This window comes from Mucilaginibacter aquatilis, from assembly GCF_009755275.1.
Classification (GTDB): domain Bacteria; phylum Bacteroidota; class Bacteroidia; order Sphingobacteriales; family Sphingobacteriaceae; genus Mucilaginibacter; species Mucilaginibacter aquatilis.
Genome location: NZ_WQLA01000008.1, coordinates 106,100 through 132,312 on the forward strand (window position 1 = coordinate 106,100; position 26,213 = coordinate 132,312).

The 26,213-nt window shown below is 43.8% G+C and carries 17 protein-coding genes; 7 read left to right on the forward strand and 10 right to left on the reverse strand.

What is annotated here, in order from left to right; genetic code table 11:
- Nucleotides 1–31 precede the first annotated feature (31 nt).
- From GO816_RS17855 to GO816_RS17880, 6 genes are all read right to left on the reverse strand, one after another.
- Nucleotides 32–2,098 (reverse strand): glycoside hydrolase family 97 protein, encoded by a 2,067-nt coding sequence (locus GO816_RS17855; protein ID WP_198171569.1) that lies wholly within the window; start codon nucleotides 2,096–2,098, stop codon nucleotides 32–34.
- A 4-nt stretch (nucleotides 2,099–2,102) separates the two neighbouring features.
- Nucleotides 2,103–2,807, reverse strand: a complete 705-nt coding sequence (locus GO816_RS17860) for an SGNH/GDSL hydrolase family protein (RefSeq protein WP_157543320.1) — start codon at nucleotides 2,805–2,807, stop codon at nucleotides 2,103–2,105.
- A gap of 13 nt (nucleotides 2,808–2,820) precedes the next feature.
- The gene (locus tag GO816_RS17865; RefSeq protein ID WP_157543321.1) at nucleotides 2,821–5,028 is read right to left on the reverse strand and encodes a GH92 family glycosyl hydrolase; all 2,208 of its coding nucleotides are present in this window, start codon (nucleotides 5,026–5,028) and stop codon (nucleotides 2,821–2,823) included.
- 138 nt (nucleotides 5,029–5,166) lie between these two features.
- Nucleotides 5,167–6,801 (reverse strand): RagB/SusD family nutrient uptake outer membrane protein, encoded by a 1,635-nt coding sequence (locus GO816_RS17870; RefSeq protein ID WP_157543322.1) that lies wholly within the window; start codon nucleotides 6,799–6,801, stop codon nucleotides 5,167–5,169.
- 2 nt (nucleotides 6,802–6,803) lie between these two features.
- Nucleotides 6,804–10,250 carry a TonB-dependent receptor gene (locus GO816_RS17875; protein ID WP_198171570.1) on the reverse strand — a complete coding sequence of 1,149 codons (3,447 nt, stop codon included), beginning with the start codon at nucleotides 10,248–10,250 and terminating at the stop codon, nucleotides 6,804–6,806.
- Between the two features lie 186 nt (nucleotides 10,251–10,436).
- Nucleotides 10,437–11,576, reverse strand: a complete 1,140-nt coding sequence (locus GO816_RS17880; RefSeq protein ID WP_157543324.1) for a FecR family protein — start codon at nucleotides 11,574–11,576, stop codon at nucleotides 10,437–10,439.
- A 126-nt stretch (nucleotides 11,577–11,702) separates the two neighbouring features.
- On the opposite strand from GO816_RS17880, the gene GO816_RS17885 reads away from it, so the two are divergent.
- Entirely contained in the window at nucleotides 11,703–12,296 is a 594-nt protein-coding gene (locus tag GO816_RS17885) for an RNA polymerase sigma factor (protein ID WP_198171571.1), read from the forward strand.
- Between the two features lie 70 nt (nucleotides 12,297–12,366).
- Here GO816_RS17885 and GO816_RS17890 read toward each other — a convergent pair whose 3' ends face one another.
- Nucleotides 12,367–13,467 carry a formylglycine-generating enzyme family protein gene (locus GO816_RS17890; RefSeq protein WP_157543326.1) on the reverse strand — a complete coding sequence of 367 codons (1,101 nt, stop codon included), beginning with the start codon at nucleotides 13,465–13,467 and terminating at the stop codon, nucleotides 12,367–12,369.
- A 321-nt stretch (nucleotides 13,468–13,788) separates the two neighbouring features.
- Here GO816_RS17890 and GO816_RS17895 point away from each other — a divergent pair, with 321 nt between their 5' ends.
- Genes GO816_RS17895 through GO816_RS17915 form a run of 5 tightly spaced genes read left to right on the forward strand, consistent with a single transcriptional unit; the run spans nucleotide 13,789 to nucleotide 18,829 of the window.
- Nucleotides 13,789–14,892: a glycosyltransferase gene (locus GO816_RS17895; protein ID WP_157543327.1), complete on the forward strand. Its 1,104-nt coding sequence runs from the start codon at nucleotides 13,789–13,791 to the stop codon at nucleotides 14,890–14,892.
- 8 nt (nucleotides 14,893–14,900) lie between these two features.
- The gene (locus GO816_RS17900) at nucleotides 14,901–15,923 is read left to right on the forward strand and encodes a glycosyltransferase (protein ID WP_157543328.1); all 1,023 of its coding nucleotides are present in this window, start codon (nucleotides 14,901–14,903) and stop codon (nucleotides 15,921–15,923) included.
- Nucleotides 15,920–16,981 (forward strand): glycosyltransferase, encoded by a 1,062-nt coding sequence (locus GO816_RS17905; RefSeq protein WP_157543329.1) that lies wholly within the window; start codon nucleotides 15,920–15,922, stop codon nucleotides 16,979–16,981. Before GO816_RS17900 ends, GO816_RS17905 begins: the two co-directional genes overlap by 4 nt.
- The gene (locus GO816_RS17910; protein WP_157543330.1) at nucleotides 16,978–18,003 is read left to right on the forward strand and encodes a glycosyltransferase; all 1,026 of its coding nucleotides are present in this window, start codon (nucleotides 16,978–16,980) and stop codon (nucleotides 18,001–18,003) included. Before GO816_RS17905 ends, GO816_RS17910 begins: the two co-directional genes overlap by 4 nt.
- A complete protein-coding gene (locus GO816_RS17915) occupies nucleotides 17,996–18,829 on the forward strand; it encodes a glycosyltransferase family 2 protein (RefSeq protein ID WP_157543331.1) in 834 nt (277 codons plus the stop codon). Before GO816_RS17910 ends, GO816_RS17915 begins: the two co-directional genes overlap by 8 nt.
- Before the next feature lie 20 nt (nucleotides 18,830–18,849).
- Here the strand turns inward: GO816_RS17915 and GO816_RS17920 are convergent, their stop codons facing one another.
- The 3 genes from GO816_RS17920 to GO816_RS17930 are packed head-to-tail and all read right to left on the reverse strand — an operon-like array spanning nucleotide 18,850 to nucleotide 24,940.
- A complete protein-coding gene (locus GO816_RS17920; RefSeq protein ID WP_157543332.1) occupies nucleotides 18,850–20,166 on the reverse strand; it encodes an MFS transporter in 1,317 nt (438 codons plus the stop codon).
- A 29-nt stretch (nucleotides 20,167–20,195) separates the two neighbouring features.
- A complete protein-coding gene (locus tag GO816_RS17925; RefSeq protein ID WP_157543333.1) occupies nucleotides 20,196–21,626 on the reverse strand; it encodes a SusD/RagB family nutrient-binding outer membrane lipoprotein in 1,431 nt (476 codons plus the stop codon).
- Between the two features lie 29 nt (nucleotides 21,627–21,655).
- Nucleotides 21,656–24,940 carry a SusC/RagA family TonB-linked outer membrane protein gene (locus GO816_RS17930; protein WP_157543334.1) on the reverse strand — a complete coding sequence of 1,095 codons (3,285 nt, stop codon included), beginning with the start codon at nucleotides 24,938–24,940 and terminating at the stop codon, nucleotides 21,656–21,658.
- 325 nt (nucleotides 24,941–25,265) lie between these two features.
- Here GO816_RS17930 and GO816_RS17935 point away from each other — a divergent pair, with 325 nt between their 5' ends.
- Nucleotides 25,266–26,165 carry an SDR family oxidoreductase gene (locus tag GO816_RS17935; RefSeq protein WP_157543335.1) on the forward strand — a complete coding sequence of 300 codons (900 nt, stop codon included), beginning with the start codon at nucleotides 25,266–25,268 and terminating at the stop codon, nucleotides 26,163–26,165.
- Nucleotides 26,166–26,213: the final 48 nt, after the last annotated feature.

The following is a 26,213-nucleotide window of genomic DNA, read 5'->3' on the forward strand; positions in this document are numbered from 1 at the left end:
TTATAGGTTGTTAATTGATTGACGGAGTTTATTATTTAGCGGTTAAACGCGCTGCCCAGCCACCACCCGGCGCCAGGTTCACCTTAATTTTGGTGCCTGTGTTCACGGTTGCATTTTCCTTTTTGTAATCGGTGGCATCGCGGTCGGCGTTTATGCCGTCTTTCATAATTACTGCGTTAAAAGCAGTTTTACCCAATGGCGACAGATCGACCTCTATTTCGCGAGCCGTCCAGTTGTTAAGTGCAGCTACAAACCATTGGTTCCCTTTACGGCGCGCCAAAACGGTGTACTCGCCTACTTTGCCGCCAAGCGGTACGGTTTCGTCAAAAACGGTGGGTACGGCTGCTATAAAATCGGTGGTTTCCTGCTCCTTCATGTAAATGGTAGGATTATCAGATAGCATATTAAGCGGTGCCTCATAGGTAATATATAGCGCTACCTGGTGGCAGCGGGTGCCCTGGCTCATGGGCATACTGTACGAGGTAACATATTGCTTTTTAGTAGCGTTACGCATAGCGCCCGGCGTATGATCCAGCGGGCCCGCCAGCATCCTGATGTAGGGCACTAAAGTTTCATAACCCGGAAAATCAACCTCCTTGCGCAATGCCTTAAAGCTTTCGATGCCAAAAACGCCTTCAAAATTCAACACATTGGGGTACGTTCTGTTTAAACCGGTTGGCTTGTAAGCTCCATGAAAATCTACCAGTAAATTCCGCTCGGCAGCTTTTTTGGCAGCTCTATAGTAAAAGCCCACCATTTTTTGGTCATCGCGGTTTATAAAATCTATTTTGAAACCTTTAATGCCCATTTTGGCGTAATGGTCATAAGCTTCGTCCATTTTTTGGTTAAGGGTGTACATACCTGTCCATAGCCATACGCCAACATTTTTACTGCGGCCGTAGTCAATAATTTCCTGAAGATTTAAATCAGGTATGATCTTCATGATGTCGGCCTTTTCCGACCATCCTTCATCAAGCATAATATATTCCAGCTTATTGGCAGCCGCAAAATCAATGTAGTACTTGTAGGTAGTGGTATTAATACCGGCCCTAAAATCAACCTTTGATATGTTCCAGTCGTTCCACCAATCCCAGGCAACCTTGCCCGGTTTAATCCAACCGGTATTGGCTACGCGCGACGGGGAGGCCAGGTTATATACCAAATCGTTATCGAGCAAATCCTTGTCCTGCTCGCTTATAGCTATCAGGCGCCATGGCAAGGCCCGTTTGCCGCTGATTTTAGCAATGTAATTTTCACGTTCGGTAACTACCGATTGTACATTGTTGTAACCACCACGCTTTTCTTTTTTTGGCGCAGGTGCCATATCTGATACGAGGGCGTTTGGCGAACTACCTCTTTTAAGATACATGCCCGGATAATCTTCCAGGTCGGCCTCTGTAATAACGGCTTTCTTACCGTCAGCAAGTTCAACCAACAAGGGTAAAAATGCAAGTGAATCTTTAGCTGCTGAGGCCAGCGGTAAATGAGTGTAAATATTCTCGAACGATGATTGATACCTATCGGCGGCGCTGCGCTTAGGGTCAACGTAAGGGATGTAGGCTGTAGGATTGCCAGCAAAATCAAAGGTTGATAGCTCAGATAGTACGTTAACCGAATCTTTTCGATTGAGCACGAACCGATAGGCAACGCCTTCGTTATAAACCCTAAACTGAACCTGATAACCACCTTTGCAATCAAGCACCAATTCGTGATACTTGTCGCTCACTTCGGCCCTTTTGTACAATGTGGTTTTAATAACGTTGTTCACATCGCGTTGTTTTGTGCTGGCAACCTTTACATTACTGCCCAAAAGCATGCCTTGCAACTGCACAGCAATTGCCGAAGGTTTAATTACCTCCGTACTGTTGTGTTTAACCGACCACTGCAACGAACTGCCGGCATCAACTGCAACAGATATCTTTTGATCGGGTGATTTAAGCTCGTAGTGCTTACCGCTTTGGGCCTGCGCGGTGTGATTAAACGTTAGTAATATTGCCGTAGCCAATAAGCAGGACGACATATTGCGCCCTAAACGCCTGGCACGATCCGACAATGGCGTGGATTGATTTGTAATTATATAATGGGTGTTATTTTGCATGGATTTACTTGTTTTTAAAGTTTGATGTTTGTTTCCATAACCTTATGGAGCCGGCTATGTAAGCGGCCTGTAGCTTACGCACCTCTGGTGTGTAATGTGCATGATCTACAAAACGGTTGTCTCCCTGTGCTTCGGTAAAGGAGTAAAGGTCAATTTCAGGAACCTGATGGGCGGTGAACACCTCATCGGCTATGTGATTGTACAGTTTAATATCTTTATTAAAGCGACTGAAACCTTTATTTCTTCGATGAATAGAGTCAATGATACCTGTGGTTCTTACCCACATCATCGGAATCTTTTTTTGTGAGATAAGTTTATAAATCTGTTCCAGGTTGCTGCGGTAATCGGCTTCTTCAACTGCTATTTTACCGGTGACTGGCTCCTTCTTTACATCGTGCAAACCACAGTTGAGCACAAAAAGGTCGGGGTTAAAAGATGGGTCGTTTACCTTGCTTTTAAGGTATTTGAGTACCATACGCGAGTCGCCACCGTTGGACCCTACCGGAATGTCAAGATTTTTAAATGCTACAGAATCGCCTGTCTTTCTTTCAATAATATATCCCTCGCCTAAATACTTGCCCAAATCGGCACCATATTGCAGTGATATACTATCGCCAAGCACAAATAGCCTAAAGGGTTTATAATTTACAAATGATGTAAGCGCAGCCAAACAAGCTGCAGCAGTTACCATTTTTAAAATCCTGGTCATGGTTCAGTTTATTTTAATTGGTTAGTGAAGCTATAGATGGCTTATCCGTCATCTCGAAAGTAAGTTGCCCGCCTTTCATGATAGCAGCATGGGTGATGTAAGGCAAGGTATATGGCTTGCCGTTGAGTTGTATGCGGCTTATGTATCGGTTACGATCGCTCAGGTTTTTTGCTTCCACAACAAAAGACTTACCGCCTAACTTTAGGGTTGCCTTTTTAAACGCAGGCACCCCAAAAACGTATTGCCCCGAAGCCGAATTTACAGGGTAAAAACCCAATGTACTGAATATATACCAGGCACTCATTTGGCCGCAGTCATCGTTACCGCTCAGGCCATCGGGTTGGTTGCTGTATAAGGTATTTATAATCTGATTTATCTTTTCCTGTGTTTTGTAAGGCGCGCCGGCCAGTGTATACAAATAAGCCACATGATGGCTAGGTTCGTTACCCTGAACGTACTGACCAATAAGGCCGCTTACGTCAACAGTGGCACCATCGCCATAAACTTTTGAATCAAGCGCAAACAGGCTGTCCAGCTTTGAAACGAAACGTTTTTTACCTCCGTAAAGATTTATCAATCCGTCTACATCTTGCATTACGTGCCAGCTGTAATGCCAGGCGTTACCCTCGGTGTAATCGCCTCCAGATGTATTGGCGTGTGATATTTTGAACTGATCGAAAGGTTTCACCCACGTTCCGTCGCTGTTTTTGCCACGCATTAGGTTGGTTGACCGATCGAATAGGTTTTTATAAAAGCCAGACCGTTTGGTAAACATCTGGTAATCGGCCGTTTTGCCCATTGCTTTAGCCACCTGCGCTGCGCTCCAGTCGTCTACACCATTCTCGAGCGTAGTTGATACAGATTCTACTTTATAAAGGTCAGATGGCAGGTAACCGTATTTGTTATAAAGATCCCATTCAGAATTGCGGTGGTTAGCGGTAAGGCTGGTGCGTATGGCCTCGTAAGCCTTGGCGGTATCATAATTGCGTATGCCTTTTAGGTAAGCATCGGCAATAACCGGCACGGCATGATTGCCAATCATACAAAAGTTTTCATGCCCCCACAACGTCCATATAGGCAGGTAGCCAACCACCTTGTAATGATCAATCATGCTGGCAACAATGCCATTTGTTTTTTGAGGATATAGAATAGTATATAGCGAATTTAGCGCCCTGAAGGTATCCCACAATGACAAGGTTGAATAGTAGGCTTTGCCAGGCGATGTATACACTTTGTTATCAGCGCCGCGGTATTGCCCGTTAACATCGGCAATATTGTTTGGCGCCACCAGGGCATGATACAAGGCCGTGTAAAAAATTTGCTTTTGGGACTTTGAAGCGTCAATATCTACACAGGCAAGTTCCCGTTCCCATTGTTGGCGTGCGCGTTGGTGTAACTGATCAAAGTCAAGATTACCTGCCTCTTCTTTAAGATTTTGACGGGCATTTTCAATGCTTACGCTAGATATACCGACTTTAACAATTACCTGCGACCGGTCGGGCTTGTTAAATTGGAACACTGCCCTTTGGTTACGCTTTGCGGTTGAGTCAGAAACCCAGGTGTAGCTATTAAAAGGCTGATTAAGCTGCATTACAAAATACACATGTTTGCGGCCGGCCCAGCCGTTGGTAATGGTATATCCTGAGAGCGTGGTACGGTTCTCAATTTTAAAACTGCTTTCCATTACATGCCTGTCAAGGTTACCGGGACTTTCGCCCACCAAGCCATGGCGCAAATCGAGCAGTAAATTGGCAACTTGTTTGGCAGGATAACTGTAACGGTGCATGCCCACGTGAGCCGATGCCGTAAGTTCAGCCTTAACATCAAAGGTTTTTAGCTTTACGGCGTAATAACCAACACTTGCTTTTTCGTCCTGGTGAGAGAAAGAACTTTTGTAATACTCCTGGGGCGTTACTTTGCCGGTAAATGGCATGAGTAAAATATCGCCCAGGTCTAACGCCCCCGTTCCGCTTAGGTGGGTGTGCGAAAAGCCTAAAATGGTACTATCCTCATGCCGGTAACCGGCACAGTAGTTCCAGCCAGCGTAACCGGTTTCGGGACTTAGCTGCACCATGCCGTTAGGAACCGTGGCCCCCGGATAAGTGTGACCCGTACCACCGGTACCAATGAAAGGGTCAACGTAGTTAACCACCTGTGATTGTTGCGGGAAAGCAAGCTTGCCAACGCAAATACAAAACAAAAGGCAAAAAAGGTTTCTCATGATATTTAAGCTTGCTGCATTTTTAACAGCGTTTTTTATTCGTCATAAAACCGGCCCGGCAACAATACCTGACCCACGGAGCAATAAAGCACCAGTTGCCCGACCGATTTGATATGTATATTGATCTTTTGCTGAAACTTAATAACCCGGGTTTTGAATAAGGCTAGGGTTTGTTGCTATGTCGCGGCTTGGTATTGGATACCATATTTTATACGGCTGAAAGTTTTGCCTAACCGAAACAGGATCCTGCCCGGTGAATAAAACGGTGGTACTTAAATTGCTCACCACGCTTGCTATCCTTCCGGTGCGTATAAGGTCAATCCTCCGCCAACCTTCAGCAGCAAGTTCACGTCCGCGCTCATCCATCAACTCATCCATAAAACTGGGTTTTAGGTAAGCCGTGGTAATAAGGTTGGTTTTGGCAACATCATCTGCGCAAGCTCGTAGCCTTACTTCTCGGAGCAGGGTTCTTGCGCCGGCCTCATCACCGGTTTGAAAGCGTGCCTCGGCATACATCAGTATGATATCGGCAAACCGTAATATGGCAAAATCAGCCTCACCGCCCCATACTACAACACCTCGGGCAGCACGCGCTTTGGTATCATCTTCGCGCCATTTGTTGGTTGATAAATTAGCCAGGTTAGCAGCTATAGGGTCGGGCGTATAATACTTGTAACCATTTACCGTGGTAAAATTGGTAGTGGTATTCAACAGTCCGCTAAAGGTGGAAATGCGTCCGTCGTTTGCGTTCAACTTGGTGTATGATTCGCGCACGGGGCGTAAAAATCCGCTTGTACCGCTGTTATCGCGCGTGTTGCCTCTTGGCCCTGATAACTGCGAGAACAGAATGTATTCCTGGTTGCCACCTGCGCCCGATTGTACAATCATCATGTTTTCATCGCGCGCTGAAACTTCGGTTGCCGAAAGGAACAGGTTATTGTATGGCCTTAAAAGCTTGTAGCCGCTGTTGTCGTATATATCCTTACAATACTTAAGGGCTTCAGCGTATGAAGCAGCTACGTCAACATAATCAAGGCTATTTAGTGGAAAGTTAAGATCCTTACCAACGTTGTTTTGCTTGCCCGAGGCTTCATATAAGTACACCTTGGCTAAAAAGCCCGATGCCGAATACTTGTTCATACGGCCGGCTATGGCGTTGCGGCTTGGCAGCACATCATAAGCCGCTTTCAAATCATCTTTAGCCTGCTGTAATACCTGCTGAAGGGTTGATCGTGGCGAAGTAAAGTCAGGATCGGTTTTGGTAATAACCGGTACGCCACCCCATAGCCAACTCAAATATGTATAAAACAATCCGCGTAAAAGTTTGGCCTCGCCCACTATTTGTGCACGGCGGGCGGCATTCATGTTAATGGATGGAACTTTGTCGATTACAAAGTTGGCCCTGTTGATGCCTGCGTAAAAGGTAAAATAGGAGTACCATATCAACAGGTTTTCTGAGGTGTAGGTATAGTTGTAAAATGGTACCAGCTCGGGCACACCAACGCTGAACCTAACATCCTGCGTAAGATCATCAACCCCAAGGTTGGTCATATAATGTATACCACGGCCCCAAAGCGCCTGGTTGCCTAAACCCTGTACACTTGGAGTGTTAAGCACATCATAAACCCCGGTTAAAGCCAGCTCGGCATCACTTGCAGTTTGGTAAAAATTGCCGGTAGATACCACTGAATAAGGCTTCTCTTCTAATAACTTTTTGCACGAACCGCATACAAGGGCAAGTGCTGCTATCATAATAGTAAGTATACGATTCATAATTAAAATTTAAAGTTTAGCCCAAATATTACCGAGCGTTCGCGTGGGTACGATATGTTATCAACCCCCGGCAGTAAAGGAGTGTATGAAGCAACCTCCGGATCAAAGCCTTTATAGTTAGTCCAGGTGTAAAGGTTTACGCCTGTAGCATATATCCTTAAACCGCTAACCCCTATTTTTTTGAGAAAGGCAGATTTGTTAAGCGTATAACCAATGGTCATATTTCTTAAGCGTAAAAACGAAGCATCTTCAACGTAGTATGATGATACATCCAGCTTGCTTTGCTCGTTAAGGATAGGGTATTCGTTTGATGGTCTTTCTGGTAACCAGCGATTGTCCCAGTACTCCTGCGTAACGTTTGCAAAAAACGACTGTCCGGCTTCGAGTTTTGACCGGCCAAGGTTAAGCACCTCGTTACCGTACGACCAGTTGAACAGCACGCTTAAATCAAAATTTTTATAGGTAAAGTTGTTGCTAAAACCTCCGTAATGTTTAGGATTACTGTTGCTGATCATTGTACGATCGCGATCATTGATAACACCATCACCATTTAAGTCTTTAAACTTTTTATCACCCGGACGTGCTGAGCGTGTGCTCATTGCAGGCACCCCGCTGTTAGGCGTATAAACAAAGCTGGCAATATTAGCGCTGGTAATGGTTGATGGATCTACCGGCGCACCCGCTGTAGTTTTTATACCAAAATCACTGATTTGATAAATGCCATCAAACACATAGCCGTAAGCTGTACCAATAGGCTGACCAACAATTACACGTCCAACGGTTGAAATTACACCGCCGCGTACAGTAACTGGTATAAAGCTAACGCTACCTAATGATACCACCTTATTGCGGTTCATGGATATATTGATGTTAGAACTCCAGTTGAAATTGCCGGTACGAATGTTAATGGTATTAAGGGCAACCTCAAGGCCACGATTGTCAATCTGACCTAAGTTTTGGTACTGGCGCATAAAGCCCGACTGTGCCGGAACGTCGGCCTGTAGCAAAAGGTCTTTTGTTTGCTTAAGGTAAACATCTGCGGTAATGCTAATGCGGTCTTTTAGCAAGCTCAGGTCAAAACCTGCATCGTATGCTTTGGTAGTTTCCCAGGTAAGTATAGGGTTGGCAATAAGGTTAGGTGCGAAACCTAATGATGCGGTGTTGTTAGGCGTAGAGTAATATACCGGTGCCAATGTAGATAATGATTGGTAAGGCGGTATTCTTTCGTTGCCGGTTAAGCCAAAACTTCCCCTGAATTTCAGGTCAGAAATAGCAGAGATATTCTTCATGAAGTTTTCCTTTGAAGCACGCCACGCTAAGCCAACACTTGGAAACCTTGCCGATTTATTGCCTTCGGCTAACTTTGATGAAGCATCGTTACGCAAAGTTGCGGTTAACAAATACCTATCTTTAAATGAGTAGTTCAAACGTGCAAATTGCGATACACGTATATACCGTTGCTTATCGGTGCTGGGCGGGGCAGGCAATACATTTGCAGTTGATATATTATCAATAGGGTTGATATTTTGCACATCAAAACCCTGCCCAATCCAGCTTGATGCTTCCTGCTGGTATGAGTTTACCTCAAAACCGGCTAAGGCTGTAAAAGAGTGATCTTTGGCAATGCGCTTGTTGTAGGTAAGGGTGGTAGTTTGGTACCAGTTGGTAGTGTTGCTGGTGTTTAACAGCGCCAAACCATTTACCGGGTAGCCCCATGAAACGGTGCTTGGGTAAAACTCTCCGCTCTTAGAAAATGTAAGAACAGCGCCAGCGCGGGCATCAAGGTTTAAACCGTTTATAATGCGGTAGTTGGCGTTAATATCGGTTAACACCCTTGATAGAGGGCTTCTTTTGTATGAGAGGTTGGCAAAATCTAACGGGTTAGAAAATGAGCCGCCATCGGGGTCAAGTGCCAGTTGTGTAGGGTCTGGCGCATTAACCGGACGGGTCATTACCAGCATTTGCATAAGGCCAATGTAGTTGGGCACATCATTACCACCGTTGGATGATACACCAGAGCCTATTGCGTGCGACAAGTTTACGTTAGCGCCCAATTTTAGCCTATCGGTAGCGTTGTGGTTTATTTTCATAAGCAAACCGTAACGCTCGTACTTGTTGTTAATTAAAACGCCTTGCTGGTTAAGGTATGATGCCGACGTTAAAAAGTTAGTGCGCGAGTTACCACCGCTATAGCTCACATTGTAGCTTTGCGTGGCTGCATGGCGTAACGCTTCCTTCTGCCAATCATGGCTTACTTCCCCGCTCAAATCTTTAACCCGGTCCCGGAAGTCAATAACCTTGTCGTTATTTACGTCTATGGCATAATTACCATCAGCAGTTAATGTGGCAAAGCGGTAATAAGCATAATCTTGCGCGCCAAGCATTTGTATATGTTTTGGTGCCCAGCTTATACCGCCGTATGTATTTAATTCGAGTACTGAAGAATTATTTTTACCCGATTTGGTAGTAATTACAATAACACCGTTAGCTCCACGTGAGCCAAATATGGCTGTAGCTGATGCATCCTTAAGTACCTCCATTGAGGTAATGTCTGACGGATTGATACCTGCAAGCGGATTAGTTAACGATGTGCTGCCCCTGCCCGAACTGGCGGCTTCGGCATTGTTTACATCAATTTGCACCCCGTCAATAACGTAAAGTGGCTGTGTACCTGCGTTAAATGAGTTGGTACCACGTATGGTTACGTTAACGGCACTACCCGGCTCGCCCGATGATGAGGTAACCTGTACACCCGACAAGCGGCCTTGCATGGCCTCCATAAACGATACTGACTTGGCTTGTTGTATCTCGCGCTCCTTTATACCTGCTACCGAACCGGTAACATCTGATTTGCGCTGCGTACCATAGCCCACCACCACAATATCATCAAGCCGGCTACTTATTTGCTTTAGTGTTACGGTAACCGGCGTATTATCAGCAGGTACCTTAACCTCGCGCGATTCAAAGCCAACCATGCTAAATACCAGTATGGCATTAGCATCGGGCACACTAATACTGAACTGACCTGTTGCCGAGGTTACCGCAGCGACACCGCCCCCTTTGAGGCGAATATTAACGCCGGGTAAGGGTTTCTTGTCTTCATCGGTAACGGTACCTTTTATTTGTAAAGCCGCCCCAGGAGCATTTTGAGTTGGGCGAATAGGTATTATCGCAATGGTTTTGTTTTTAATAACGTAAGTAAGCGGTTGATTTTCAAGGCATTTTTTTAATGCCTCATCAACACTAACCTGCTCTACTGTAATTGATATGTTTTTGACTTGCTTAATCAGTTCAGCATCATACAAAATTTCGTATCCGCTCTGTTTCCTGATTTCCTCCAGCACCACTTTTAAGGTGGCATTGCGTTGTGTAATACTTACTTTTTGAGCTATGGCAGTAGCGCTCACTTCCAAAAGAGCAAGCAGCAGCAACGCGAAAGTAAGTTTCATAATTAGTAAAGGTTTTTGCGCATAGAAATAGCACCTGCAAATTTTTGCAGTTAAATTTTCATACATTTGGTTTAATTAGTTTAGTAATTGGTTTGTGTCGATTACATTCTTATTTACGGCTGATTTAAAAATGCCGGGAGCGTTGCAGCGCTTTCGGCTTTTCCTTTTTTCAACCGCCGGTGAAAATTATTTCATGACGGTTACCTTCCTTCCTGTAATTTTGTAGTTAATGCCCCCTGTTAGTTTAATGAGTTCCATAAAATCGGTTAGGCTGCGGTTTTGTGATACGGTACCACCAAAGGTTTTATTTTTAACATCATCGGCAACTTCAATATCGACACCGTACCAGCGGGCTGCAATTTTCATTACTTCGCAAATATTCTCATCACGAAAAACGAACAGGCCGCCCTTCCAAGCCATAGTTTGATCAATATCTGCATCCTCAACCTTAAAACTTTGTTTTACCGGATCAACAATGCCAATTTTTCCCGGAGATAATAAAGTTTTATGTTCGCCGGCAACCAACTCAACCGAACCTTCAAGCAACGTGGTATTTACAGTATGCTCGCCCGGGTAGGCAGAAACATTGAAATGGGTGCCTAAAACGCGTATAGCAGTTCCGTTAACAGACACGGTAAATGGTGCGACTTTATTTTTTGCTACCTCAAAGTAGGCCTCGCCGCTAATCTCAATATCGCGATGGGATTTACTAAACAACACCGGGAACTTTACCGATGATTGTGCATTAAGCCAAATTTTGCTACCGTCTGATAATTCTAACTCATAATGTTCGCCAACCGGAGTGGCAACAGTATGATAAACCAATGGTTGCTGATCAGTTGCAACGCCTCCGCGGTATTTGATATGACCTTTGGTTACCTGCTCAATTTGCGCAGATTTATTGTTTAAGCTTTGTGATTTACCAGTGCTCAAATCCACTTGTTCGCCATTGGCTAATATGAGTGCAGTGCCTTTATTTGCAACGGGTTTTTTTGGCTTGTAGGTGATTTGTATAGTTGCAGTAGGCCGTGGAAAATTTAAGATCAACACTGCTCCTAAGGCAAAAACTAATATGGCAGCAGCAGCGCCTATCCATTTAAAGTAGCGGACATTGTTGCTTTTGTTAACCTTAGTTTTTTGTATGTGGTTGTCTATTTTTCCTTTTAACAGCTTGTAGGCAAATAAATGCTTTGCCGGTATCTCATCTGGTTGATCGTCATCAAATGATATACCGTCAGAATAAGACATCAATGCAGCCTCCTCTTCAGGGGTGCACTTTCCGTTTAAATATTTAGCTGCAAGTTTTAGGTATTCTTCCCGGTCCATTTGGTGTGGTTCTGTTATATGAGTGCCAAATCAATATGGCTGACTCACACGCTTTTGAAAATATTTTTTGGAAAAGCTTTTTTTGAAAAGTCATATTATTTTTTGTTATTTGGGATAACCAATTATATGTCCAAACTATTTGATCCTGAATTGTGGTCGGCTATACAAGCCGACGATGATCAAGCTTTTCGTGAGCTTTTTGAAAAGTATTGGTATAAACTTTTTAAAACCGCTATAAAGTACCTGGATGATGAACATACCAGTTTGGAAATAGTGCACGACATATTTATAACGCTTTGGAACCGCAGACACCAATTGGTAATTACATCCTTCCCAGCCTACTTGCTTACAGCAGTACGATTTAACTGCTACAAGCACTTAAAAATTAATGCCGCTAAACCGCATTTGGTTGATACATCAGAAAATGATATAGATTATTTGTTGCCTGTTGTAGAAAACATTGCCGTTAACCGTTATGGTAAAGACGAGCTTTTTTATAAGTTAGAACAATACCTTAAGCCCCTCCCTGCCAGGTGCAGAGAGATTTTTATTTTAAGTAAAAAGGAGGATCTGTCTAACGATGAAATTGCGGAACGCCTCAAAATCTCAAAAAGAACAGTTGAAAATCAAATAAGCCAGGCTACACGTTTTTTGAAAAGTCATATTGAAATTACCGACTTACTTTACATACAACTGTTAGCTACTCTCATCGTATTTTAAAACGGTGGAGGATGCCTGCCTATGCATCCCATCACAATGCTTCTGACTTAAAAAACTAACTTCTCGGCATTTACTTATCGCGTACGCACCTAAAACCTAAGTTACTCATACCCGAGTCGAAGCTGCTTTTCATGCGACGTGCCGAGCGGTAACCGGAGCAATAGCTATCATTGCACATAAATGATCCGCCTCTGGTCACTTTCTTTTTTGCGTAAGGCTCCTCGGGGTCATAACTACTTACAGGTCCTTTAGGGTTGTTTACTACTGCAGGCAAGTTTTTGTACGCATTAGCACTGTACCAATCAGCACACCATTCCCAAACGTTACCTGCCATATCATAAAGCTTGTACCCATTAGGTTTAAAACATTTAACAGGTGCCAAATTGTAAAACCCGTCATTTAACGTGTTGTTGTTGGGGAATTCCCCTTGCCAAGTATTGGCCTTGGGTTTACCCGCATCAATGTGCTCGTTACCCCACGGATATATATTATTATACAGGCCGCCACGTGCTGCATACTCCCACTCGGCCTCGGTTGGTAAGCGTTTACCTACCCATTTGCAATAGGCTGTAGCGTCTTCCCAGCTTATATGTACAACGGGGTAGTTCTCTTTCCCTTTTATATTACTATTCTTTCCGTCAGGGTGCTTCCAGCTGGCACCGGGCATCCAACTCCACCATTGGCCATAGTCTTGCAAATTAACTGCATGGCTTGGCGGTGTGAATACCAGTGAGGCTGGTTTAAGCAGGCTATCTGGAGGCTCAGGCGTTCCGGGTGGTAATTGTTGTTTTAACTGGCTCCATTGCGGTTTGCGTTCGGCGGTAGTAATATAGCCCGTTGCACCAACGAACTTAGAAAACTGTGCATTGGTTACCTCATGTTCGTCCATCCAAAAAGCTTTTAACTTAACTTTATGTTTAGGTAGCTCATCGTCTGCAGCTTCATTGCCGTCACCTCCCATCATAAAGCTGCCTGCTGGTATAAGTACCATATTTTCAGCAGCTATGTCTCCATTTGTTTTTACGTATATAACTTCAACTGCGCTTTCTGTTACTTTTTTCCTGGCGACGTTATTTTTATTTGATGGACTATGGCATGAAAATATGTCTAGCAAAAGTACAGCGCTAATAAAGCTTATAAAGAAATCAGATTTAAAATGCAAAAACTTCATGCAGAGGATTCAGCTAAGCCCAAAGGGTATTTAAATTATCTTAAGCAGAGAAAAAAAAGCTAATATACTGTACATTCACTAAGTATCTGCGGGTGCAATAAATAATTCATGGTTGTGCCGCGCTGTAAGTACAAGTTAGTATTGTTTTAAAACTTTATATTCCCATCTATATTTTTCATTACTTAAACATTTAAGCCTTTTATTTTTTATAGAATATAAATCAATCTTATTGAAAAGCCACGCACATCAGTCTTGATGACCTCTGTATGTAGCCTTTTATGACGGATAACTAATTAGCTACACAGATAGGTACTTTTTAATATGAATATTTTATTGGTGTCAGGTCCTGGCATATCACTGAAAGAGCCATACAACAGCGGTATTGAAGCGTTTATGGTTTCACTTGCCAACCAGCTTATTGATGAAGGGCACAATGTTGATATTGTTGCCGAAGAGGCCGATGCTGATGCAAAATTCACACTCGTAAATCCGTTTTCAGCCTCCACCTCAAAGCAATTTGAATACAACAATATTGCGGAAGAAAAAAGTCAGTTTGAAAGACTCAGCACTGATAAATATGATGTTGTGCATTACAACATGTTTTACCCTCACCTGATAACTGCTGGGTTGAAATTTAATAAACCTCTGTTTTTAACATTGCACTCACCGGCAGACGACAAACGCGTCTCAGCGTATCAGGAACTGGCTCAATGTGGCAATATTACATTTATTGCGATATCGGAAAGAGTAAAACAACAATGGGATTATGCGCTTGGCCTGGATATACCGCTTATATCTAATGGTATAGATATAAACTTATGGCCTGCAAATGGCAAAAGGGGTGGTAAATATCTGCTATGGTCGGCACGTATTAATGAAGAAAAAAACGTTGCCGCTGCCATTAGCCTGGCAATATATATGCAACTACCGCTCATTATTGCCGGAAGGATTACGGATCAGCATTACTTTGATGAAATGGTTAAGCCTCATCTCAACAGTCAAATTCAATATGTTGGGCATGTAACACAACGAGAACTTCGCAGCTTAGCCAAAAATGCGATAGCTTACCTTGCCACCGCCACTTGGCAAGAACCTTTTGGCCTGGCGGCGCTGGAAATGCTGGCAAGCGGCGTACCTGTTGTGGGTTTCACCACCGCAGTACCACCCAACTGGAAACATGAAAGCGTTTTAACCATAGCTCCCCCCCGATGGCAAGACCTGGCAGAATTAGTTGAGCAAAGCCAAATCATTAATTCAGATACCTGCAGAGTATTTGCATCAAATATGAATGTTAAAAGTATGACTGTTGAATACCTCGACCTCTATAAAAAAGTATTGCTAAATGAAACTGTATTTATGGAAGACATATTTACAGACAGCTGCATAATGCAAATTGCCTCTGAGCAACCCCAATCTTCAAATTAAGCTGGCTCATGAAAATTGCCGTTATAGCCAAAACCCGATTACCCATAGCCGAACCCTTTCGCGGAGGCTTGGAGGCTTTTACGCATTCACTGTGTAAAGCCTTTATAAAATTGGGGCACCAGATAACCTTGTATGCTCATGCCGATAGTGACCCTGAATTAAACGTTAAAGCATTTTACGGTAGCGAACACAGGGAAGACAAGCAGTTTGAGCTTTACGAAAATGATGAGTATTTATCCATATTAAGGGATATTGAACAACAAAACTTCGACATCGTTCATAATAATTCTACACATGAGTTACCTGTAATTTGGGGCATGAAGGCTCAAATTCCAGTAGTTACTACCATACATACGCCTCCAACCAATAAGCTGAAAGCTGCAATTAAAATATCATCGCATTCAGCAAACCTGCATTTTATTTTGCCTTCAAAATCTTTTCAAAGCACTTGGGCGCCGTACACTAACAATGGCTCAACGGTTATTTATAATGGTGTAGACCTTGATAAATGGCCACTTGTACGCACTAGCAGCAACTACCTATTTTGGTTTGGGAGGATTGTACATGCCAAAGGACTTGATATAGTTTTAGATGCCGCGCATGAATTGAATATGCCCTTAAAGTTTGGCGGGCCAGTTGATGATGTGGAGTATTTTGACGAACAGATTAAACCACGCATGACACCTGATGATACGTCCCTTGGGCATTTAACACAAGCAAATACGCTATCAAACATGAAGGGAGCAGCGGCAATGGTGAATGCTGTTAGATGGGAAGAGCCGTTTGGCCTTACAAATATTGAAGCCATGTCGGCAGGGGTGCCTGTAGCGGGTTTTAATCGCGGAGCTTTTCATGAACTTGTAGATATTGACAGCGGAGTTGTTGCCGATCAAAAGAACGTAGCCTCTCTTACAAAAGCAATAAAAGAGGCCATGTTGCTTGACAGCGAAAAGGTACGGCAACACGCGCAAAAATTTTCTTTAACTACAATGGCTGAGCGCTATATAACCTACTTTGAGAAGTTATTATGAAGATACTCATAGTTGCAGGACCATTTATTTCGCTGCGCGAACCATATAGCGGAGGTACCGAAGCGTTTATTGTTGAACACGCCAACGAATTGGTGCGTACCGGGCATACAGTAGATGTGATAGCAAAAGATGCTGATGAAAGGAACCTTTTCCAGGTAATTGAATTTGGGGAAAGTGAGCTTAGCATGAAAGATGATTCGTACAGGCCAACCAATGAGGAGGTCGGGCAGCAGAACTACCAAACGCTACAATACGGAGCATTTGACGTTAGCGGGTATGATGTTATCCATTATAACTCATACATACCTGAAATTTACTCACTGGGTGCGCTATTTAAAACCCCGGCCGTACTTACCGTGCATTTACCCCCATCAGAACGGTTTGAACTGATGTACAAGTTTTTTATAAAGCATGCTCCGGTTACACCTATCGGAATTTCAGGCAGAATGAGCGAACAGTGGAAGACATCTCTAGGTCAGGACGTGGAGGTAATTTTAAATGGAATACCACTTGAAAATTGGGAGGTAAACGCACGTAATACCGACGGGTATTTACTCTGGAGCGGGCGTATTGCCAAAGAAAAGAACGTTGAAGCCGCTATTCATCTGGCAAATCACTTACAACAGCCACTTAAAATAGTAGGCTCTATTTTCGACCAGAACTATTTTAATGACCATGTTAAACCACAATTGAATGAGCATATAGAATACATATCTCACGTTACACAGCAACAGTTACGTAAATTGGTGGCAGGCGCTTCTGCATTCTTAGCAACCGCTACCTGGGAGGAGCCTTTTGGTTTAGCCACCATTGAGATGCTTGCCAGCGGTTTACCTGTTGTAGGATTCAGCAGTGCTATACCACCTGAACTCCGAGATCCGCAAGTTTCAATTACTGCTGATTCTCACAACTGGCAGGATTTGATAGAACCACTCCAAGTTGCTAAAAAGTCAACTCCTGAAGCCTGCAGAAACTTCGCAGCATCGTTCGATATGGCAAAAACTACTGCAGCCTATGTTAGGGTTTATGAACGCTTGGCTAAAGAGGCACATTCATGAGCAAGCCTACCCTATTTTACTTTGTGCACGCACACGGCAACGGGCATAGGGCAACGTTTAATATGTTATACCCTGCATTATTAGAGTTTTTTGACGTAATAGCAGTAACTACAAACAGTGAAATAACCGGTTATATTAACGGTAAGCATGATGTTAAAGTAATTGAGCTGCCCCCAAAATATCCTGACGGCTACGTAATACCTGAGCATACGTTTTCTAGAGCTTTTGAAGTTACCCCATACGCTGTTGAACCTGCCCAACGTGCAAAAGCACTTGCCGAAGCCATAGAACATTACCGGCCGAAAGCATTTTATTGCGATGGCGTTCCTGAGCTGGCCATTATGGTAAGAGGCATGGGTGTACCTGTTGTTTTAGTCCATTTGCACGGTGATGTTACGGATGACCCCACTCAGGTGTTTGCACATCAACTTGCAGATCATATCATAGCACACTTCCCTTCATTTGTTGAACAGGAAGACTATCAATTTGCATTTAAAACCTTTTATAGCGGATATATCTCAAAGTATGCCGAACTTGATATAGAACAAAACTCACTACCTGAAATCAATAACGTGACCGTACTATTAGGCTACGATAATTGTGAAGAGCGTATACTAAAAAATATTACCCAGGATGAGAACACCCGTTTCACTATCGTAGGCAATAAGCAAAGTTATAATTTAGGTAATAATTGCACACTGCTTGGCAAAGTGGATGATGTTAGCAAAGCTATTGTTGCAGAGATAGTAATTACTGCAGCCGGACAAAACACCATTGCCGAATTGCTGTCGCTTAACAAACGTTTAATTTTACTGCCTGAACCTCGGCCTTACAATGAGCAGGCAGTGCATGCTCAGGTCCTAGCAAATAAGGGTATTGCGCTCTTGGCTGAAGAAACTTTTAACGCAAAACAGTGGCAGGAGCTGATAGCAAAAGCTAAAACTTTCAAACCTAAAAAAAGCCTAACAAGTGCATCATCACCCCAATTAATAGCGCAACAAATGAAAGAGTGGTATGCCTGAATTTAGTATTGTAACCATTGTTAAAGGAAGGCGTAAGCAATTAGCTAACCTGCTTCAGTCTGTGCAAGCTTCAACTCTCCTACCGTATGATGTACAGGTTGTTTGTATGGACAATGCTGATGAAATTATGCCTCCTTCCGGCCTGAATGTGAGCATTCATGTAATAGATGATTCGCACAAGCTGCCATTAGCTGCCGCACGCAATGCAGGTATAAAGGCTACAAAAACAGGCAATATTATTTTTATTGATGTAGACTGCATTGTATCGCCAACCTTATTTGAAAACATGCTGGCGCAATTACAACCTCAAAACATTATTACAGCTTATCCTTTATATCTGCCGTTTGTTCCGGAGACAGGCAATTATGCCGCACTAAAACATGAAGCAGTTAGCCACCCTGCGCGGGAACATTTACCGGTGGGCGAGCCGGTTGAGCATCTGCAATTCTGGTCGTTAATTTTTGGGATTCAAAAACAAACGTTTGAAAATATTGGAGGCTTTGATGAATCTTTTTTAGGTTATGGTGCAGAGGATACTGATTTTGCCATGATGTTTAATCAGCAGGGAATCAAGTTATTCTTTGTTCAAAATTATGTACTGCATCAGTATCATGATAAGCACGATCCACCTTTAAATTACTTTGATTCCATCATTGAAAACGCCATGCGGTACCGTCAAAAATGGAATATTTTGCCCATGCAACGCTGGTTAAAAGCATTTCAAAAAATGGGCTTAATTAAAATGGATCAGGCAGATAACATAACCATCGTTCAAAAACCCACGGATGAGCAATTGAGAGGCAGCATTTCGCAAAATCCATATTAAAAGCCCATTTTCACATAATGTTATTTACGCTGGTGCTCCAACTCTTCAATTTGATGTTCTAACTTCTTAATGTTTAAAGCGCGAAGGTTAATAGCACATAAAATCATCATAACAGCAAAAAACAAAAAAGATACTTCCCAGCTAAAGTTATTTTTTGCGGGACTGATCAACGCCGCCCCTACCATCGATCCTACTGCACCTATAGTCATGTAAAATGTAAACTGACTTGCAGATACCCGCTTTGAGCAGCATTGCATAGCAATGGCAAATACACCAATTTTAGCAAAGGCATTCACCCAACGGTAAACAATTATATAGCTGTACAGGTAATTCGAATCCTTCCAGTATTGGCTAAGAGAACTCAGCAGTAATGTTTGTGCGCAGATGAAAAAGAAATAAATATAAATCATGCGCTTGATACCGAAACGCTCAATAAGCCATCCGCCTAACAAAATACCGGCAATGCCGCCGGTAAGGTCGGCCACGGCAAACGCATTTGAATAATAAACATGCGTCCAGCCGGTAATCTTCACTGCGAATATTGGGAGCAGCTTTTCAAAATAGTTATATGATCCTTGCGACAAAAACAGTAGCGAAGCCAGCAGAAAGGCATTTTTCAGACTAAAGGCAGCGTACAGCGAACGGTACATTTCAACCCAACTGTTAATCTGGATTTCCTTATTAACGGGGTTTGCCTGCCCCTCCGACCACGGAAGCAGTCGTTCTTCCTGGTGTTCCCTTATAAGTAATGGCACTAACGTAACCAAGCCTACCATAATCCCTATGGTAGCTGTTGATACAAAAAAGTTATATTTTTCGAGCAACCAAGTGCTTAAGGCTAGCGCACATGAGCTTCCAATCATCCTTGCGCCGCCCATAAAAGCATTGGCGCGCGCTTGCTCTTCAGCAGGTATGTTATCTACAGCAAGACCATCGGTTGCAGCATCCTGCGCAGCCCCAAAAACCGATACCAGGAACCCGCCTGCAACCAGTAACGATAAATGGTTGAGCGGATCTTTTATACATGCCATTATCAGCAAACTTATAAATAAGCCTAACTGGCATATAATTACCCAGGGGCGCTTACGGCCCATGGGTAAAAATGTATATCTATCCATCATTGGCGCAATAAAGAACTTAAAAGTCCATGGCATGGCACAGGCCACATCAAAGGCACCAATTTCTGTAACGGTTTTATTGTTCATGGCCATCCAGGCCGGTATACCGATAAACAAGATGCCCATGGGCAAGCCTTCGGCAAAATACAAAGCAATAAAGGTAAAATATCTCAACGAAACACGTTCCGCCAAAGTAGATAACCGTTTGTTTAATTTCATAGGTAGCGGCTGAAATCTATCTCTCCTGATTAAGGAAACACCGGAAGTTTAGTAAACTGACTGGCAAGCGGCTTAGGCACATTTGGGTTGGTGTTAATTTCAACCTGCGGGTAAATAAACCGCTGTGGCTTTTGCGTACCGATATACAACGGAATAGGCAATTGCACCACCGGCACAGCACTTGCCAGGCGGCGGTAATCATTAAATGCCTCATACTGCATCAGGAAACAAATGTAACGTTGTGAAATAATTTCATACAGTAAAGCTACCTGCACATTAGCCGCACCTGTACTATTAGCCAAGCCAGCAACACCAAAGTCGGCAAGTGTGTAGGCATCATACCTGCGGCCGGTTGCATCAAAAGTGCGTCCGTTAATAATGCCATTGTTTAAGCTTGCCCTCACATTATTTAAAGCGTTCAAAGCTTCGTTATTTTGCCCTAACCTTGCCTGTGCTTCGGCCAAAATTAATTGGTTTTCATAGTAAGTAACCAACGGCTGAGGCGCAGCTGCCACAAACGCGCCATCAACGGTATTACCATCCAAACTGTTAGTAGCTGTAATACCCTTTTTAAAGAAGTAGTTATACAGTGCGGTTTCATCTGTTTTAGTATTGGCCGAACCTATGCGCGACTGCATCAGTTTTGGTAAATAAGCGCCATCAAAACCGGTATCGCCAATCCGCGATACGGCAAAGAAATCATAGTTCTGATTAATGTCAACTCCTATAGCGGTGCCGTGAGGCATCAACGCATCGCCAGCAGAACTGCTTATGCCCTGCTGTGCATATCTTACAGCCTGTGCATAGTTGCCGGTATGCAGGTACAAACGCGCTTTAAGAGTGTTAGCGGCGGCAAGCCATTTTTTAACATCGCCTTTGTAAATAAAGTCTTTTGCAGGGTAAGCAGAGCCTGTAGCTGCCGAAAGGTTGGTAATGGCATTGTCCAATGTAACTTGCAGCGCACTATATACATCAAGTTGCTTGTCAAATGCTGGTGTTGGGTACCTGGCAGCATCAAAAGCCTGGCTGTAAGGCACATCTCCGTACAAGGCTGTAGCTTTGGCTAGAACCATAGCTTCTAAAACCTGTCCAATTCCTTTTCCCCAGGCATTACCTATGGAGTCTGCCTTCAACTGCATCAGCCTTGCCTGGCCAGCCACCGGGTATAGCGGGCTCCAGGTGAAGTTTTGGGCAGATACAATGTATTGCGAATAACCGAGGTGAGCGCGCGCCAATCCGTTCAATTCGCCCGCCCACATGGAGGCTATCCTTACATCGGTATCTTCATGCAGCAAACCTACTCCTAATAAAGTTCCACCCATTAGTGTGGGCAAATCCACATTGGTTACGGCATTAGGGTTGGTATTGATATCGGGGTTTTCAAATAATTTTGAACAGCTGCTTAACACGCTACTGGTGAAAGCGGCACATATAATGATTACAGTAGTTAAATTCTTCATATATAGCTTAAATGCAAACCGGAATTAAATTAATACCTGATTTGTAATGAAAATAATAAGGAGCGGGTGTTAGGGTTATTGAACCAGTCCTGACCGCGGGACAGACCGGCTCCTGTTACATTAGTCTCAGGGTCAACGCCGGTGTACTTGGTCCAAAGCACCATGTTTCTTCCCGTAACGCTAAAATCTACCGCAGCAAGATGTGTTAAACGCTGAAATGCCGGCGAGTTCAACGTGTAAGTAAGTGTAACCTCACGTAAACGGGTAGCACTGCCATCTTCTACGAACTGTTTGTACGAAGCCGTGTTACTGGCCGAGCCACGCCCCTGCCACCACGCCTGGTTAATAGCTACCGGGCCTGCACCAAAATCGGTAACATAGCCCTGGAACGAAGTACCTGCCGGAATCAATGCACCACTTACATCTCTAACACCCCCTGCAGGTGCAATGGCTGTTTGCCCTTGATCAGCATGAGTACCTATGCTGTACAGCGAACCACGTGTACCGTTAAAAATTGCGTTACCTGCAACCCTACTGAACAGCACGTACAACGACAGTTTCTTGTAGGATAGCGTAGTACCCAGGCCTCCCTGCCACTTAGGGTTAGGGTTACCCACAATTTCGTTACTTATACCCGGCTGAGGAAAACCATTATTATCTAAAATATACTTACCCGACCCGTCTTTAAGGAAATCGGTAGAATAAAACGAGCCAAACGCCTGACCCGGTATGAGTGATGCTAATCCCAGGAAGGCATCAGGCAAGGTATACACCGTAGTACCGGCCAAAGAATTCACCTTGCTGCGGTTGGCTGAAAAATTAGCCGACAGGTTCCATCTGAAGGCGTTAACATTCAACACGTCAGCACCTGCATCAAACTCAATACCTTTGTTTGACAACACGGCTGCGTTGGTATTGCGAACGGTAAAGCCTGTTTCGTTAGGTACGTTAAGCGACAGGATAACATCTTTGGTTTTATTGGTGTAAACGGTAGTTGAAAAAGTTACGCGGCTTTTAAACATGCGTAAATCAAGGCCTAATTCCGTCTCAGTTTTACGCTCAGGCTTTAAGTAGTTGTTACCTTCAACAAAGCTTCGGCTGTAACCTCCGCCGTAAAGCGCACTTGCTGATGAAAGGCCACGGGTAAAGGTATCGCCATAAATTGCCGGACTAAATGCCGTAAAGTTTTGATAAGGTTGCGGCTGTATACCCACTTGTCCCCAGGTTGCACGCAGCTTGGCAAAATCAAGGAATGTAAGATTATTGAACGCCTTTAATTTAGTTAATTGCCAGGCCAGCGCTGCCGACGGAAAGAAAAAGCTGCTGCTGGTTTTGTTGCCAAAGGTGGAAGCACTTTCGCTACGGCCGGTTAGCGTTAGGTAAAACATATCAAGCGCTTCAACATCAGTTTGAAGGTAGTAAGCGTAAGTTCTTATGAGTGAAGTGGTATTGCCGGCTATTAAATTAGAGTTAAGGGCATTGGTTAAAATATCAGGCGCTGTAGGAACAATTAAATTTGAAATAGCATCTGAGCGTGTGCTGCGTCGTCTGTTGTTGTAATTAAAACCTACCAGCAATGTGCCTTTAAACTGGTCGCTCCAGGTTTTATTGGCACTGGCAAAAACGTCAGTATTAAACTGTTTTTCCATCAGCAGGTTTTTTGATAAGTAACCGTTTAAAAACGTAGCCGAGTTGCGCGCAAAGCGCTCGGTACGGTCTTCGGTAAAGTTATCAATACCGGCACGGCCTGTAACGCTTAGCCAGTTTACAGGTGTAATGTTCAGTTCAAATGTTCCGGTGAAACGGTCCACATCGCTGCTGTTGCGATTATTGTACAAATTCCATATTGGGTTGGCATATATCGTTCCGAGATCTTTTCCCAACGGGTTACGGTATGATACATGCGCATTTTGGAACATCTCTCCTGTTGTGCTGGTGTAGGTTCCGGTATAGTAACGGTTATCAAAATCGGCCGGTGTGCGGGTGGCCGCCAGCATCAGTCCATCCACGTTGTCGCCTTCCTGGTTACGCTGTGAATTGATTTTTGCATAGCTGATGTTGGCAGATCCACGCAGCCAACTATTAAATTGTGAGGCAGCATTAACGCGGGCGGTATTACGGCCATATTTGCTAAATGCTTTGGCAACACCATTTTGGGTAAGATTACCATAGCTCATCAAAAACGTTGATTTGCTATCGCCACCACTCAGCGTAAGGTTATTCTCCCAAAAATGGCCGGTTCTGAATATGTCTTTATAGTGGTCGTAAGTTTCGGTAGAATTTTTCCCACCGTGTGGATTAGCCGCATTACCTGATGCTATGGCGTATCGCTGCGATCCGTCAGGGAAGGTAACATAACCCTGGTAGCCTGAAGCGTTTGGTGATGTGATGTAAGTATCGCTTCCACCTGTACGTGATGCAATTAAATCACCAAAGCTTACTTTGTTACCCTGATTGTAAAACCCACCGGAACCTTGCCCGTAAGCAGTTTGTAATGAAGGCAGTTTATTTACCCGATCAAACGAAATGGTTGATTTATAAGTAATATTTAACTTTCCGTTAGTGTTTCTACCGCGTTTGGTTTTGATGATGATTACGCCATTAGCCGCACGGGTACCCCATAAGGCCGCAGCCGAAGCACCTTTTAACACCTCCATGCTTTCAATATCCTCAGGGTTAATGTCATTAATACGCGATTGCTGTACAATACCATTTGCAGCAGCGGCACCCAAATTATCATTAGAGTTGCTTACCGGCATCCCGTCTACAATAAACAAGGGTTGTGCGTTGCCGTTAATGGTATTTTGTCCGCGTACCTGTATGTATCCGCCTGAGCCCGGGTCACCGCCGTTACGGGTAATTAATACCCCTGAAAGCTTGTTGCTCATTCCGGTTAGCAGGTTGGTTTCGCCGCTTTGCGCTATGTTTTTACCTTTTACTGTTGATACTGAAGACGCAAATTTATCGCGCTGGGTTTCAACACCAATAGCGTTGACAATCACTTCGCTCAACTGCCTGCTATCAGGCTTAAGCTGAACGTTGATTACATTTTGATTATTAATGCTTATTTCGGTGGGCTGCATGCCAACCTGTGTGAAAACCAACACGCTTGCGTTGGACGGAACGCTTAGAGAATAGCGCCCCTCGCTATTGGTATTTACCCCAATGGTAGTACCTTTTACGGTAACAGAAACCCCGGGTAATATTGCACTTGTTTCGCTTTCGGTAACCTTTCCGGTTATTATTCGTTGCTGAGCAAAGATGTTTGAAAACGAAAATAGCACAACAATACTTAACAGTAAAGTTTTGATCATAAATAGTGATTAGTAGTTGAAAAAATATAAAATGAAATTTTAATAGGTGCGTATTTTAAAAAGCCCGGCCAGGCCCCTCTCCGTAGTGCAGCTAAAGGAAAAAGCGGTAAACATAGACAATTAAATTTAAAATTAAATTGGTGTCTTAACTAACTGGCTACATTACTTACAACGACTATGTTTAAAGATTTAAGTTAATATACAGGACGCACTTTTTGTGATAAGTTAGCTGCCAACCATTGTTGTTAAAAGATATTAATAATCTCAACAATTACTATAAAAGCCTGTTGCTTCATAACATCAAAATTTATCTATAAAGAAAAACATGTCAGAATCAACACAAAGAAAATTGGAGAACCCGGCGGGTAAGTACCCTGCTCCTCCGTTTAACAGACAGCCGCAACAGGCACCCGGTTTAGCCTCAAAAATGGAACCCCTGCCAGATCATGGTGAAGAAAGCTATAAAGGATCAGGAAGACTACAAGGCCGTAAAGCTCTGATTACGGGTGGTGATTCGGGGATTGGCAGGGCAACCGCTATTGCCTATGCACGTGAAGGCGCAGATGTTGTGATAAACTATCTTCCGGAAGAACAAAGTGACGCCGATGAAGTGATTGCATTAATACAGGCAGCCGGACGCAAAGGAGTAGCCATACCTGGAGATATCACAGACCCGGAATTTTGCAAAGAATTGGTGTCAACAACCGTATCAGAACTTGGCGGGTTGGATATACTGGTGAACAATGCGGGCAGACAGCAGGCCATTGACTCTATATTAGATATAACGGAAGAAGGGTTTGATGCTACCATCAAAACCAACATTTACGCGCCGTTTTGGATTACCAAAGCTGCGTTGCCGCATTTACCTGAAGGTTCGGCAATTATTGCCACCTCATCGGTACAGGCATATGATCCGTCGGAGAACCTTTTTGACTATGCACAAACTAAGGCAGCCAATGTTGCTTTCGTGAAGTCTTTAGCTAAACAATTAGGTTCAAAAGGTATACGTGTTAACGGCGTAGCACCCGGACCGGTATGGACCCCGTTGCAGGTAAGCGGTGGCCAGCCTCAGGATGCTATTGAAAAATTCGGTTCCGTTACACCGCTAGGCCGCCCGGGTCAACCTGCAGAGCTGGCTTCAATTTTTGTGCAGTTGGCCGATGCTGATGCAAGCTATGCTACCGGCCAGGTTTATGGCGCAGCAGGTGGTAACGGTCACCCATAAAATTGTTTATATAAAATTCCTTTTATTGCCGGGCAGTTCTTACTGCCC